The organism is Sphingomonas sediminicola, assembly GCF_014489515.1.
Taxonomy (GTDB): Bacteria; Pseudomonadota; Alphaproteobacteria; order Sphingomonadales; family Sphingomonadaceae; genus Sphingomicrobium; species Sphingomicrobium sediminicola.
In genome coordinates, this window is record NZ_CP060782.1 from 887,886 (window position 1) to 901,386 (window position 13,501).

The window sequence follows — 13,501 nt, forward strand, 5'->3', positions numbered from 1 at the left end:
TTTGCTGAAGGGCGGGCTGCTTTTCGAGGCTCGGCTTTCACAGTGCCTTCAAACCTTCTTTGGAGTGGTGGGCGTCCGCTTCACACCACAAGCAACGCAAAGACTTAGTGAGGAAATCTGTTAAACGATGCCCCATTCTTGCTGGATGTAACGCGGCTTGTTTGGCGCCGATGGGTCGGCCGGCACCCACGGGTGTCGACCGGGTTTGCCTAGCCTATCTCGAACACTTTGGGACCCAGGCCCAAGCCGTGGTTCAGCACAAATACTATCGCGGCATCCTTGACGTCGATGCGTCCAAAGCTCTGTTTTCCTTACTTTCCGAAGGGTCCGATAACTTTCGAGGCCGGCTTGCTTTGGGAGCTATTCGTCGTGGGATGTCAACGGCTTGCGGGGCGCGGCGGCGGCCCTATCTGAACATAGGGCATACAGGCCTCAACGACCCAGGCTTTCGGCGTTGGGTCGTCAGTTCCGATGTCAGGCCGATCTACTTCGTTCACGATCTGATACCGATTACGCATCCGGAATACTGCCGCGCCGGAGAGGCTCGACGCCATGCATTGCGGATGCAAACCGTCCTGGAAACTGGCGAAGGCATTATTGCGAACAGCCAGGCGACGCTCGATGAATTGTCCATCTTCGCCCGGCGGGAGAACCTGCCCAATCGACCGGAGATTGCCGCTTGGCTTGGGTCGACGAAACTACCGTGTAGCGAACCTAAGCTCTCCGCACGCCCCACGTTCGTCATGCTCGGGACGATCGAGGCTCGGAAGAATCATTTGCTACTGTTGCAGGTTTGGACGCGCTTGGCGCGGCAAATGGGGTCCGATTCACCTCGGTTGCTGGTGATCGGGCAGAGGGGCTGGGAAAGCGAGCAGGCAATTGATCTCCTCGAACGCGGCGCGTTCGGTGACTCTTTAGTCGAGATTGCCGGTTGCGGAGATGCGGAACTCGCAAGCCATCTTGCTTCGGCTCGCGCGTTGCTATTCCCAAGCCTGGCGGAGGGGTTCGGAATGCCGCTGATCGAGGCGCTTTCGGCAGGGGTGCCGGTAATCGCGAGCGATCTGGCCGTCTTCCGAGAAATTGGCCAGGGTATTCCCGAATTTGTCCATCCGCTGGATGGCCCAGCTTGGGAGCGTGCAATTCTATCTTATTCTGAGAAGACGAGCGTAGCCCGCCGCACTCAATTGGAGCGGCTGAGTAAATTCAAACCCCGACATGGACGGATCACTTCGCGAAGGTCGAATCCTGGTTGGCAGGGCTCTGAAAAGGGGATCTCCCGCAAAGCTTTTCGATCATGCTTTGAACAAGCGTCTTCACCGCGGACTCGCTAGCCAATCCTCCGCGGACCAAGCAGCGATCCACGATCACTCGACGGAACGCGCCGTACAGACCGGGGCACGGCGGCTCTGGGTCATCCCAGAAATCGTCAAGATGCCCATCGAATGTCAGGCCCGGGACATTGTAGACTGCATCGCCTAACGTGCAGACTGGCGTCCCTGCTGCCAACGCCAGCGTCGCCGAGGTACTGTTTACGCAAACCATGCCTTCAGCACCTGCGGCAAGATTGTCGAGGTCGCCGCCGTCAATGTAATAGACGCGGTCAGCGATCCCAAGTCCGTGCGCTCTCTTCTGAACAAAACGACTCCAGTTAAAGAACGACGAGTCGAGCGGATGCGCCTTAATGACCAGCCTTGCTTCGGATGGGGCGTGCGCAGCGAAGCTTTCCAATACGTAGGCGGCCGCCGCCGGCATGTCCGGAAAGGGAGAATGATTCCGAATCTGATAATCGCCGGAGAGCTGAAGTGGCAGAAGGAAGAACGAATGGCCATTTAGCCGATCCAGGGTCATGTCCGTCGTATTCCTGCGGCGCTTGGACCTCAGATATTTCCAACCCCATCCAACAGCCTCAAGCAGCGGAGATTCGGGCCGATGAGTGCGATGGAATGGATAGGCAATCCTTCCCAAATGAACGGCGACATAGTGTCGGGCAGAATCGCGTACCCGACGACGAAAACTCGATGTCACCGGCGGCAGGAAAGGCTCTGGAGGAAGTAACTGGGCTTGTTCGAAAAACCAATCCTTGTCTCGGCGGAGCCGCGAATATCCGTTCACGCCTTCAAGTTCGAGAGTCATCCAGTGTGGACGCAGATAGCCTTCTTCGAGCACGTGGGTTCGAATGCCTCTAAGCGCCGCAATCCGCCGCGCGGATACGTGATATGGGCGGCAATCGCCGAAGAGGAGGACATCAGTAATCTGGTGCTTACGAAGGAAGTTGTCGAAAAAGACGGGCCAGTCGCGGAAACGACCGCGAAAATTGGTTGCCGCTTCGGGCCAGTCGACGCTGTCACCCGCGCAGATGTTGATCCGCTCAACGAAGATTCCTTTGCCGCGCATGGATTGAGCGAGTTGATGAAAGAGCGGACCTGGCGGACCTTGGAGAAATACAAACGCGCGGTGATCGATTAGCCGAGATGCAGGGCGCGGGCGGACACGTTCCGACTTCCGCTGCTCAACGATGGCATCACTGGCCGGGCCGTGGAAGTCGATCAGCGGCTTGTTCATCGCACCAGTTCCCGAAAACGGCGCATGACCTTGCCTTGGATACGACGCATCGAAACTACTAGGCTATCCTGCGCGGCTGAGCCATCGACGAGGCGGCGAACCACGGTTTCTGCCGGGCAAGGAAGACCCGTTACCGGATCAAGATAGCGCGGATACAAAAGAAGCACTGCGGCAACGAGTTCGTCGAGCGACAGTTCGGTGCTGCGGCGAGCGGGAACGGGGCCAAGGTCAGTTGTGAGGCCCCAACCCGCGTAAAACGGCACTCCGTATGTAGTGACCAGTTTCTCGCGCATCAAAGCCTCGAACCCGGCGAGCGAGGTGTTGACGTGAACCTCGTCACACATCTGGATAAGCGGTACGATCGGTTGATCGATCACTACTTCGTCCGCGAATTGCAGAACCATTCGTTCCGGAATGGAGCCATTTCGGTGACCGGCGATGACGTCGGGATGAGGCTTGTAGATGATGAAAGCATCGGGAGCATGCTTTCGAACCCGAACAAGCAAGTCGATATTCGAATTCAGTCCACAGCCGCCTAGCAAAACGGATCGATCGTCTTCGACTTGCCCCGGGACCAGAATATGGCGGCGGGCTCGAGCGGGGCGGTCCAGCGGAAGTCCGCCGGCCTCGTACTTGCCGAGACCTGCGTTGACGATAACCTCTCGAAGGGATCGAGCACGTCCGAGCAGCTCCTCGCTGAAGACGCCAAACTGCAGTAAGTTTTCGAGTTCACTCGGCTTTGAAGGGTCGAAGTGAGGTCCGAGGCGATCTACCGTGATCGACAGTGGCGGGACGCAATCGGCACCAAGACCTTTCGACCGTAGAAAGCCATCCTCGACCTCTATCAATGGTGTCTTGGAGTGCTCCAGCGCCGCGGCGCTTTCGTTGGGCACCTTGGAGCGCCAGATCGCAACTGGTTGCCCATTGGGGCCATCCTTGGGTTCGTCAAATCTTACGGGGCCGGAGCCACTCCAAAGAAGTGGAGCGACGTTCTCCCGCTTCCAAAACGCAAAGCCGAGGGCACAAGATATAGGCCTGTTTGAGTCAATCAAATTGCGCCAAAAGCTGCAAAGCTCGATCGCGTCTTCGATGCCAAGGTCCGTGCCCGTGAATGGATCGGTGAAGATCGTGTTCCGGAGCGCCAGTTGCAGCCTGGAAGCCGCATCCCGCCCTCCAGTTCGAAGTCACGCGATTTGCCCCGGACGTAGGTAGGCACCCCTAAGATCGCTGCGATCGTCAGGATTTCGTTGTCCTCGTCGTTAGTGAACAAGCCCAGCGCCCCAGAGAGCATGTGCCAGGGATCACAATCGCCCGTTACGGTGAACCCGGTGTGTGGCGTTTTCTGGGTGCTCCAAAGCACGATAGGTGCATCGCTAAGAACACGTTTCGCAGTAGCGAGCGCGTCTGGCGTTCGTGCCAGCACATAGCTTGCTGAAAGTCGTGGTTGAGCTGCCCAGTACGTTCCGCCAACCCGCGCTTTACGGATGCGGTCCACGAGCGCTTCAACCCGACCACGTCCCAACTCAACATCCGCTGCCGGACGGGCGAGATTTGAAGTCATTGCGCCGGGAAAAGGCGGGATGCGCAGCAAGTGCCGGTTCTGGCTCCGCATTCGCCCCCCTCAACCCCGTCTTGAGCGCCGGAAATTTGGTCAAGCAGGGCTGCCCCGCCCCAGCACGAAGACGCTCACGTCGTAAATTATCGCGCACGCTCAAAGCGATAGCGGTGGCAAACGCAACCATGGTTCCCTCACCCGAGCCGCACCACCCCTAAAGCTCAAGTAGGTGCAGTCAAGGCCCTGCCCCGGACCGAGGGCTGACAACGCAAGCTAACAATAGGAATTACCAAAAGTTAAATGTGCAGATGTGTCCTCGATGCAACAAAATGAACGAAGCCACTAAAGATTTCCTGAACGGGCGGATCAAGGTCCGGAGATTTGCCAGTCTCAGTCAGATCGTTCCGTCGTCAGAACGTTATCGGGTGACCGACGTGCCCAAGTTCACGATAGTATAGGTCATCGATGAGATGATGTTCACGAACTTCACGAAGTCCGTGAGAGGTGCATTCGCAGTGTAAAGGACATCCTTGTTCTTGATCGGAAAGTTCTGCGCGACGAGGAAAGTCGCCGGATTCGTCATATCTACCCGATAGATCACTGGTACTCGACCATCAGGGTCGTTCTGGCTCCGGCCAACAGCGAAGGATCAAGAGCTCGCGGATCTTCAAATCGGAAGACAAATACACCTTTTACATCGGCACGATTGTCTTGCAGGCCGCCAACGCGGCCGAGGGCCTGAGAGAGGCTTACTTCAGTGGCTTCGAGCGGAACTTCTGCATTGCTTCCAGTCGCACCGAGGGCGGTGAACGTATAAGGTTGGTAGAAGACGGTTACGACATCGCCCGGCTCGAGAATGACGTTCTGTCGTGAGTCGCTCACGACTGTTCGGAGGGGCAGTGCGAGGGTTCGATCGCCCCGCGTGACCTGGACTACACTCTTTGCGATGGGCTGGGTCGAGCCGCCGGCTGTCGCAAGGACGTCAAGCAGGCGTTCGCCCTTTGCCGATAACGGAACGCGCCCGCTTTGCGCTACTTCTCCAAGTACCGTCACCGTTGAAGTGGCGTTTGTGACTCGGCGGACGACCACCTGGGGGTCATGAGCCTTGCCGCGGAGCCGAGCTCTGATATCGCGCTCGATCTCTTGCGGGGTCCGTCCAGTGGCCTGAACCGATCCGGCGAAGGGAACGGTAAGCCGGCCGTTCTGATCAATCATTTGCTGCGGAAGCTGAAGGCCGCTCGATACGGTGGTTGGCCGAACGGCGTCGTTGGTGGACAGTTGAGTGCTCTGGAGCGTGCCGAGGAAAAGCACGGCTGGGGCGCTTCGATGATGGAAATATCCACCACGTCGCCCGGCCCAATCACCGTCGGTTCGGCAACGCCTTCGCCGAGCGCTTGAGAGAAGAGGGGGTCTGGTTTGCATTCAAAACTTGACGCGCGACGGTATCGTTCACGTCGACGATCTTGATGCCCGCGGACTCGATCGTCTGCTCGCCAGCCTTCATGATCTGGTTTCTGGACGGCCCGGAGGCACCAACGGAGGCGCAGGCCGTCAGCGAGACTCCCGCCATCAGAATCGATGCTCTTCGAAAGTTGCGAATCGAGAAATTCAAGGACGCTCTCATGAGTTCACCTGTCGGCCAATTTACCCATAACTTGTTGATAAACGCCGACAGTTTCATCGACACATCGCTCCCATGTGTAATCCTTCACAACCTGAATGCCAGCTGAAATCGCTCGCTGTCTCCAAGGCTCATCCTCCAGCGCCCGAGCAATATCGTCTGCAAATGCGTCTATATCGTCGGGCTGGCAAAGCATTGCTGCGCCCTTCGTCACTTCTTCCAGGCACGAGGATGAAGCAACCATCGTTGGAACGCCACTAGCCATGGCTTCAAGCGGCGGCAAACCGAAGCCCTCGTAAATGGATGGAAAGACGAACAGCGTCGAACCTGAATATAGTGCGGGAAGATCTTCGTCCGGGACGAAGCCAAGCGGAATTACCCATCCTTCCCGCGTTCCCTCCCGGATTTCATCATGAAGAGTCTCATTCTTCCAGCCACTTGCGCCTGCGATTGCCAGGGGATCCGATCGCGCACGGGACGAGGCAGAAGTCGCCATGCGCGGAGGAGGCTTGCAATCCGCTTGCGAGGCTCGAAGCTGGAAAGAGTGAGGCCATAACCACCCGCCGGAAGACCGTGGCGCGCGAGGACCGCCTGCCGAACTTCCGCAGGCACGAGTCGAAAGTTGCTCGAAACCCCGAGCGGTATTGCGGTTACATGGTCGGGTGAAAATCCAGTAAAGTCGATGACCTCCCGGCGAATGGTTTCACAATCCGTGATAAGATGACTTGCCCTGTCGATGCTTGCGCGGAGGCCGCGTTCGAAAGCGGAAACTCGTTCGGTTGGATGAAGCTCGGGGAACCTGAAGACGGACAGGTCGTGGACCGTAACGACCCCCTGCTCCGCCCAATCCGGCAGGAAATAGTTAGGGCCGTGAAACAGGTTGATACGGTGTCTGGCTAAGGCTCGCGAGACCTGGCTGACGAGGCGATGACCCCGTCTGCGCCGTAGCTCCATACGCGTTAGCGTCTCGACATCGCTGAGGGTTTCGAGACCACGAAAAAGTGTCAAAGACCTGATCGAGCTGTGCCGCGGGAGCCGCCGCGCGAGCTCAAGCGAATATCGTCCGATGCCGGTAAGTTCAGGCTCAACGGCTTCGACTGAAAGACCTAATCGAATGGACAGGCTAGGCCTCAATCATCCACTTCAGCGTGGTTTCCAGTTGCGGCATTTCCAGATCGCCAATCGCCGCGACAAGCCGTTCGTTGTCTCCATAAAGGGTTTTAACCTCGTTGCCGCGAACCAGCGCGGGATCTGTCTCAATTTGTAGAGAATGGCCTGAGAGACGTTGCGCGAGCTCGATAACCTCGTTCAGCGTGCGCCCCTTGCCCGAGCAAACGTTGTATGTCTGGCCGATTGCTGCAGGGAGAGCGAGAAGACGCAGATAGCAATCCACCACGCCCCGGACATCCGAAAAGTCTCGCTCAACGTCCAAATTCCCGAGTTGGATCGTGGCTTCTCGGCGGCGGACATGATCAATGATTTTTGGGATTACGAAATCAGTCGATTGACCGACCCCAGTGTAATTGAACGGTCGCGTCACGATAATCGGCAGGCGGTCCATGAAAAGCTGAGCAACATATTCCATCGCCAGCTTGCTGATGCCATAGTCGTTCACTGGCTGCGGCGGAGTGTCCTCGCGCAATATGCCTTGTCGCTGATTGCCATAAACGTTCGCACTGCTGGCTAAGAGGACTGCGCCAGGCTGCACCTTTGCGTCGGTGAGGGCCTGGAGAAGATTGCGGCTACCAACCAGATTGGAATCGTAGATATCGCGGATGTTCGAGTGGGCGACGAACGAGATCCCGGCCAAATGAATGACCGTGTCAGGTTGCACCCGTTCCACAAGTCTAGTGAGCGTATGCAAGTCGGTCAGATCAACATCATGCAAATGCAGATTATCGGGAGACGGCCCAGCCACGCCGGGCCGGGCCGTACCATGAACCTCTACTCGCCGCTCGACCAGGCGAGGCACAAGGTAGCGCGCCGTGAAGCCATGGGCGCCAGTAACGAGCACGCGTTTCATCTGCGCTCTATGCTAGCGGGGCGATCAGGAATTCAACCGGCACGCGGACAATCAAAACGAATAGCCGGTCTGAACCCGCCTCAGGTCTGCCTCGACCATCATCCGGCAAAGTTCTTCTAGTGCGGTCTTCGGCTTCCAGCCTAGGGTTTCGGTCGCCTTGGACGGATCGCCGATCAACAGCTCAACTTCCGCTGGACGATAGAAACGTGGATCGATCCGAACTACGGTCTTGCCGCTCGCCGTGTCGATCGCTGTCTCTTCGCTCTCCTTGCCGGAGAATTCGATGCTGATGTCTGCGGCCTTGAACGCCATCGTGACAAAGTCGCGGACGGTCTCGGTGCGATTGGTCGCAAGCACGAACGTATCTGGTTCATCCGCCTGAAGCATTCGCCACATGCCGTCGACATATTCCTTAGCGAAACCCCAATCGCGCTGAGCGTCGAGGTTACCAAGCGCAAGGCTCTCGATCTTCCCGAGCTTGATCCTGGCGACGCCGTCCGTGATCTTGCGAGTCACGAACTCGCGACCACGAAGCGGGCTTTCGTGATTGAATAGAATGCCGCTGCTTCCAAAAATGTCGTAGCTCTCGCGGTAGTTGACCGTAATCCAGTGCGCGTAGAGCTTGGCGACGCCGTAAGGGCTGCGCGGATAGAAGGGCGTCGACTCGTTCTGCGGGACGGCCTGAACCTTCCCGAACATCTCAGACGTGCTTGCCTGATAGAAGCGGATGCCACGATCGACGATCCGAATTGCTTCAAGTAGGTTTAGTGCACCTACACCCGTTATTTTCGCCGTTGCCACAGGCTGGTCGAAGGAAACGCCTACGAAGCTTTGAGCTGCGAGATTGTAGACTTCCTTCGCGCCAGTTTGCTGCAGTAGTCGGATAGAGGACGCGAGATCGAGCAAATCATGTTCGACCAGGTGAAGATTCGCGTGATCGGCGATCCCAAGCTCCTGGATGCGCCAGAAATTAACCGAACTCGTACGGCGATAAGTGCCGTAGACCTGATAACCCTTTTCAAGAAGCAGTTCAGCAAGATACGCGCCATCCTGCCCAGTAATTCCAGTAATGACTGCCGTTTTCATTCGAACTGGACGCCTTTACTCAAAGATAAATGATAAATGAATGTGGATAAATACGCAGGCAGGAGCCAGCGACTTACATTCAATTTGAATTGAAGTAGGATTCATTCATCCTGCCGCGCGGCGATAGCAGATCGTCCCGGAACGTCAAAGCACTTCGTCCCCAACTTTAAGACGATCGGACGCGGGCGGGCACACCGAGAGCAGTGACTAGGTCGGGCAGGTCGCGAACGACGACGCTTCCCGCCCCGATCATGCAGTCTGCGCCAATGGTTACGCCCGGGATCACGGTCGTGCCGGCCCCAGGAAAGTGCGATTTCCGATCTTGACGCAGCCCGCCAACGCGCTGCCCGGAGCCACATGCGCCGCCGTTCCAACCACGCAGTCATGATCCACCGACGCATTGGTGTTGATGATCGCAAGATCCTCGATTTGGGCGTCGGCATTTATGACTGCCCCGCCAAAAATGGCGACACCTCGACCTAACTTTGCAGTCGGAGATATCGAGCAATTGGGGCCAATAGCAGCCGGCAATTCGAAGCCTTCATTGAGCAAATCTTCCCCTCTGGCCTGGCGAAGATTGTTGTTACCAAGCGCAACGAATGCGTAACGAATTCCCGCTGACCTTAGGTCCGGAAGTATTTCATCTCCTCCCAACAATTCAGCGCCGACCACGGTTCGAGGAGAGGGGTCGAAGTCCGTGCAACCAATCACTCGCCAGCCGGAGAACCTAAGGGCCTCGATAGCAACCTTCGCGTGTCCTCCAGCGCCAATGACCACCACAGCACTGTCAAGGTCGGATCCCAGACTGTGAATCACTTCGGACTTCATTATTCCCTTCATTTCTATCGATGCGCCGAAGAAAGTGCTGCGCTCGCATAATTTCGGGCCACGTTCGACCAGTCCGTCCCCTGCAATCTGGAGTAGATGTCTTGCTGCGCCGTCAGCACGTCCACTCGGGACTCCATTGTCTTGCAAATCAAGTCTGCAAGCCCGTCACAATCATTCGAGTCAAAGCAAAACTGCGAGATCGAGGGCTCGCTCTCGACAAGTTCAGCGATGTGCGGGCCCAGGGCCATAATGCAGGGCGTACCTACGCTCACGGCTTCATAAAAAGGGAACGGAGCGTGCCCGCCCTCGTAAATCGATGGGTGCACAGCTAGCGACGCGCAATGCAGGAACGCCGCATGAGCCTGCCGCGGAAGGTCCGGGATGGAGACGACGTCAAACTGGGCTTGGGCTTCCTTCACTATTTTCGGAAGCACAGCCCATCGCTCAACGTACGACAAAGGGGCCGTAGTCAGGAGTTTCAAGCTCTTCCGGCGTTCCCTCACCAGAACCTGAATAGCGCGGCCTATCAGCTGGATGTTCTTCGTTACCCGATCCTGAGTTGAAACCGCGACATATGGAACTTCTTCGAACGGAAAGTCGCCCAAATACGAGTCATTGCGGTTTCGGCACTCCTCTCGGAGGATTTCGGCTGCCTGTCGGAGGCTTTCCTGGGTTCGCTGACGACCGTCCATGAAAGGAAGAAGCGGTTTCAGGTCCGGTGCTGCATGGGAGACCACTCTGAGGCGGTCGGCCGGGAAATTAAATATTCCGCCGACATGCTCGCGAGCTACGTGGTTCGAAAACGTGACCACGGCCCGGGCACGCGCAAGCAAGTGTCGAACGTCATTTTCCCACCGAAAATGAGCTCCTTCTTCACCCCACGCGTCATCGCCGAACTGGTGAAAAACCTTAGGAATTGCGTCGGGGAATATTACCGTAATCGGAGCGTTGAGTTCTCCCGCTTCGGCGAAATTTGGAAAGAGACTTAGCCAACCTTCGACATTGACGTATTGATTGGCAAAAGTCGGCAAGTCGGAGATATCTCCACCACGTGTCGAATAATCACGAGGTGAGTGGAGCGTAAAATCACGGCCGATTTTGGCATTCAAGGTACGGAGGTCCGATTCGGCCGCGTCGCGGATACTATCCGGCAGGACTATCCTAAATACGTGAGTCCCGGCTTGCGCAATTCCTTCGACGAGAAAACCTAGAAGCCTCGTCATCCCCTCATTGGTCCAACGACTTCCGTCCGGCCATTGGGCCCAGATACCAATCGCCGGCCGGTCGTTGTTCATGGAGATTCGATCGATCATCATCAGCAGGCCGACCTTGCGACAACGCCCGAGAGCGCTGCCTGAGCATATTCTGTCGCTACTTCCGACCAACTGCGTTGAACCAGTCGCCCGAATACCTCCGCCTGCGCTTTGACATAGGTCTCGCGGTTCGAAGCTACGTCCACGATCAAATCCGCCAATCGATCGATATCATAGGGGTCGTACACAAAAGGTTCGATCGTCGGCTCCGTTTCGAGCAGCTCATCGATGTGTGGCCCTCGAGCGAGAAGGCTGGGTGTACCGACGCTGGCCGCTTCATAGAAGGGAAGTGAGCCGATGATTCCTTCAAAGAAGCTGCTGTGAACAACAACAGTCGCGCAGTGGAAAAGCGCTGCGTGAACGTCTCGCGGCAGGTCTGGCAGTGACATTAGATCGTGGTGGAACTGACCACGCCGAACAATTTCCGGAAGCTTTGTCCACGTCGCCCCGACGTGAAGGTGTGCGGTCATGAACAACTTCAAATTCCCGCGCCGTTCGCGAACTACTCTCCGCACTGCTTCAGCGGTCAGCCCAAGATTCTTCGTCGGCCGGTCCTGCGTAGCAGCCGCAACGAAATTGACTTCCTCAAATGGAAAACCACGAAGGTAATCTAGACTCTGCTCGGTCGCATGCTTCCGCAAAATATCCGCGGCCCTTGAGCGGCTTTCGGCCGTCTGCTGTCGGTTTGTGACGAAAGGCAGAAGTGGAGCGAGATCCGGTGGCGCCAACGGTATCACGCGGACTTTCTTCAAAGGAACGTCGCAAAGGGGGCCAGCATGCCGTTCGGCGACGTGCCTGGAGAAGGTGATTACCGCAGCGCTCTCGGCCATGACGTTTGTGGCGGTGCGTCGCCACTTCGGCCAACTACCGTCCGGCCCCACGCATTTTCTTCATTCCAGCCAAGCGGGAAGTCGTAGGGCAGGGCATCCGGATAAAGCGTCGCTTTGGGTTTGGTGAGGTGCAGGGAGCCGGAGAAATGAGGGAACGTAACGATCCAAGCCTCAACCGGCACGTTCCGATTCGCGAAATCGGCGAGCTCGGAAAGTGCTTCCCCATGCGCAGGTGCAGGCGGCTCCCAGACAACCCAGTCCCGGTCTTCAACCGCAGAGAGCTGCCGCAAGTCCTCCCTTACAGTTTCGCCCATCCCGTGCGGAACGAGGATGTGGAAAGTGTATTTGCGGCCCGCCGCTGCGCCTTCGATAAGGAAGCCTACGACGCGCGAGACGCCCTCGTTCGCCCAGCGCGCGCCCGGTCCGAGCTCAGACCAAATCCCGACCGGGACCCGCCCTTCAACCCCACCGTGGGGATCCAGCAGGCGCTCAAGGAGTGCTCTGATTTCAGCACGCTTCGACGTGAGGTCCTGGGGCCTTGTGCCTACTGCCGGCGTATCGATTCGCTTCTCAATTTCATGCAAGGCGTCTGCTATCGCGAGCGGATTGTTCAGTTCATAAAGAACGGAAGGTATTATTTCGGACTGCAGGGGTTCTCGGTTCGCGCCGTAATTGGCGCCAACGAATGGAATGCCAATCTCCGTCGCGAGCGATGGTGCCTCGCCTTCGCCGCCAGCGAGGCGACTTGACCAGATTGCGGAGGTCCGCCGGAGTAATCTTATGAGTTCCCGCTCCGAGCCTACGGTTTCGCTCGGAAGGCCGTAGAGAAAATCCGCGACCGACTTGGGCAGCCCCTCTTCGTAGAACAAGGAGGCGTCAGCACCCTTCGTCCGAACCGCGTCGATTACGAGAAGAGGCTCAAGCCCGCCTCCCTCGGAAATATAGGTTCGCAATCCCTTGGCGGCATTCTCTACGTCACTGATCGCTGCAGATTGAATCAGCCACGCGAGGGCCTGGGATCGATTGCCGACAGGATCCGAAGGTTGAGCGATACCGGTGTCCAGAAGCTTCGGGAAGAGAGACACTTTCTCTCGGCGAACGCCCGCAAATCCGACGATGTCCTCGATCGTGAAAGGATCGGCGGTCGCGACACCGGCCTGTCGCCAGATTCGGAATGCATCGGTCTGCCTGGTCCAATATTCGTCGTCGATCGACTTGGCTGCGATCTTTGGAACGATCCGTACAGCCAGGTCTGGGCAGTAGAACAAGGTCGGAACGAGCGGCAGAACGGCGCCCAATCCAGGATCCGCGAAGACGATCTGGACATCGCAGTCCTGAAAATTCCAGCCCCAGTCGCGGGGAACGACGACGTCTTCGATACCGCTTAGATCGAGTGAGGGCGATAGTTTCGCGAACATACGCCGGGCGTTCTCAACCGGCACGGTCTCCCACTTGAGATGCCGGACAATCGCGCTCGGCTCGACTCCGCGTAGCTCACGCTCGATCGCGCGCCAGCCCTCCTCGGAGTCCTCCGGCACTCCGATCGCAACCGACCAGGATGTGCCGTCCGCATCCTCAATGCCGGCGATTATCCGCGACAACCGCTGGGCGCGGCGAAGGAGACCCAAGTCAACTGCCGACGGGAGCAGTACTCCGACTTTCATTCGTTATGGGTCCAACGTT

Annotated in this window: 13 protein-coding genes and 2 pseudogenes; 1 reads left to right on the plus strand and 14 read right to left on the minus strand. The window is 57.4% G+C overall.

Annotated elements, in window-relative coordinates; translation table 11 throughout:
• The first annotated feature begins 248 nt into the window (after positions 1-248).
• A complete protein-coding gene (locus H9L14_RS04845) occupies positions 249-1,331 on the plus strand; it encodes a glycosyltransferase family 4 protein (protein ID WP_246444472.1) in 1,083 nt (360 codons plus the stop codon).
• Here H9L14_RS04845 and H9L14_RS04850 read toward each other — a convergent pair.
• The 14 genes and pseudogenes from H9L14_RS04850 to H9L14_RS04900 all read right to left on the minus strand — a co-directional run bounded on the left by H9L14_RS04850 (position 1,225) and on the right by H9L14_RS04900 (position 13,482).
• Positions 1,225-2,562, minus strand: coding sequence for a capsule biosynthesis protein (locus H9L14_RS04850; protein ID WP_187709440.1), 1,338 nt, complete (start codon positions 2,560-2,562; stop codon positions 1,225-1,227). The two genes, H9L14_RS04845 and H9L14_RS04850, sit on opposite strands and share 107 nt — an antisense overlap.
• The gene (locus tag H9L14_RS04855; RefSeq protein ID WP_246444474.1) at positions 2,559-3,455 is read right to left on the minus strand and encodes a capsular polysaccharide export protein, LipB/KpsS family; all 897 of its coding nucleotides are present in this window, start codon (positions 3,453-3,455) and stop codon (positions 2,559-2,561) included. Before H9L14_RS04855 ends, H9L14_RS04850 begins: the two co-directional genes overlap by 4 nt.
• 155 nt (positions 3,456-3,610) lie before the next feature.
• Positions 3,611-4,153 (minus strand): hypothetical protein, encoded by a 543-nt coding sequence (locus tag H9L14_RS04860; protein WP_187709441.1) that lies wholly within the window; start codon positions 4,151-4,153, stop codon positions 3,611-3,613.
• A 382-nt stretch (positions 4,154-4,535) separates the two neighbouring features.
• On the minus strand, positions 4,536-4,718 hold the full coding sequence (locus tag H9L14_RS14985; protein WP_222949926.1) for a hypothetical protein: 183 nt from the start codon (positions 4,716-4,718) through the stop codon (positions 4,536-4,538).
• Positions 4,715-4,999, minus strand: coding sequence for a hypothetical protein (locus H9L14_RS15610; protein WP_246444476.1), 285 nt, complete (start codon positions 4,997-4,999; stop codon positions 4,715-4,717). Before H9L14_RS15610 ends, H9L14_RS14985 begins: the two co-directional genes overlap by 4 nt.
• A gap of 6 nt (positions 5,000-5,005) precedes the next feature.
• Positions 5,006-5,539: pseudogene (locus H9L14_RS16935) on the minus strand (polysaccharide biosynthesis/export family protein); the annotation flags it as partial.
• Positions 5,540-5,745: 206 nt separating this feature from the next.
• On the minus strand, positions 5,746-6,234 hold the full coding sequence (locus tag H9L14_RS15615; protein WP_246444477.1) for a glycosyltransferase: 489 nt from the start codon (positions 6,232-6,234) through the stop codon (positions 5,746-5,748).
• A 191-nt stretch (positions 6,235-6,425) separates the two neighbouring features.
• Positions 6,426-6,872 (minus strand): annotated as a pseudogene (locus H9L14_RS15620) (glycosyltransferase family protein); the annotation flags it as partial.
• Positions 6,862-7,761: an NAD-dependent epimerase/dehydratase family protein gene (locus H9L14_RS04875; RefSeq protein WP_187709442.1), complete on the minus strand. Its 900-nt coding sequence runs from the start codon at positions 7,759-7,761 to the stop codon at positions 6,862-6,864. The gene H9L14_RS04875 and the pseudogene H9L14_RS15620, both read right to left, overlap by 11 nt.
• 51 nt (positions 7,762-7,812) lie before the next feature.
• Positions 7,813-8,847, minus strand: a complete 1,035-nt coding sequence (gene gmd, locus H9L14_RS04880) for a GDP-mannose 4,6-dehydratase (protein WP_187709443.1) — start codon at positions 8,845-8,847, stop codon at positions 7,813-7,815.
• A 282-nt stretch (positions 8,848-9,129) separates the two neighbouring features.
• On the minus strand, positions 9,130-9,675 hold the full coding sequence (locus tag H9L14_RS04885; RefSeq protein ID WP_222949930.1) for a PglD-related sugar-binding protein: 546 nt from the start codon (positions 9,673-9,675) through the stop codon (positions 9,130-9,132).
• A gap of 14 nt (positions 9,676-9,689) precedes the next feature.
• Positions 9,690-10,991: a glycosyltransferase gene (locus H9L14_RS04890; protein ID WP_187709444.1), complete on the minus strand. Its 1,302-nt coding sequence runs from the start codon at positions 10,989-10,991 to the stop codon at positions 9,690-9,692.
• Positions 10,991-11,458 carry a glycosyltransferase gene (locus tag H9L14_RS04895; protein WP_187709445.1) on the minus strand — a complete coding sequence of 156 codons (468 nt, stop codon included), beginning with the start codon at positions 11,456-11,458 and terminating at the stop codon, positions 10,991-10,993. Before H9L14_RS04895 ends, H9L14_RS04890 begins: the two co-directional genes overlap by 1 nt.
• A 338-nt stretch (positions 11,459-11,796) precedes the next feature.
• Positions 11,797-13,482, minus strand: coding sequence for a hypothetical protein (locus H9L14_RS04900; protein ID WP_187709446.1), 1,686 nt, complete (start codon positions 13,480-13,482; stop codon positions 11,797-11,799).
• Positions 13,483-13,501: the final 19 nt, after the last annotated feature.

Excerpts from the sequence above, each read along its gene's own strand:
- H9L14_RS04850 (WP_187709440.1), bottom strand. The coding sequence starts at position 2,562 with ATGAACAAGCCGCTGATCGACTTCCACGGCCCGGCCAGTGATGCCATC.
- H9L14_RS15615 (WP_246444477.1), bottom strand. The coding sequence starts at position 6,234 with ATGGCGACTTCTGCCTCGTCCCGTGCGCGATCGGATCCCCTGGCAATC.
- H9L14_RS04875 (WP_187709442.1), bottom strand. The coding sequence starts at position 7,761 with ATGAAACGCGTGCTCGTTACTGGCGCCCATGGCTTCACGGCGCGCTAC.
- gmd (WP_187709443.1), bottom strand. The coding sequence starts at position 8,847 with ATGAAAACGGCAGTCATTACTGGAATTACTGGGCAGGATGGCGCGTAT.
- H9L14_RS04885 (WP_222949930.1), bottom strand. The coding sequence starts at position 9,675 with ATGAAGTCCGAAGTGATTCACAGTCTGGGATCCGACCTTGACAGTGCT.
- H9L14_RS04890 (WP_187709444.1), bottom strand. The coding sequence starts at position 10,991 with ATGATGATCGATCGAATCTCCATGAACAACGACCGGCCGGCGATTGGT.
- H9L14_RS04895 (WP_187709445.1), bottom strand. The coding sequence starts at position 11,458 with ATGACCGCACACCTTCACGTCGGGGCGACGTGGACAAAGCTTCCGGAA.
- H9L14_RS04900 (WP_187709446.1), bottom strand. The coding sequence starts at position 13,482 with ATGAAAGTCGGAGTACTGCTCCCGTCGGCAGTTGACTTGGGTCTCCTT.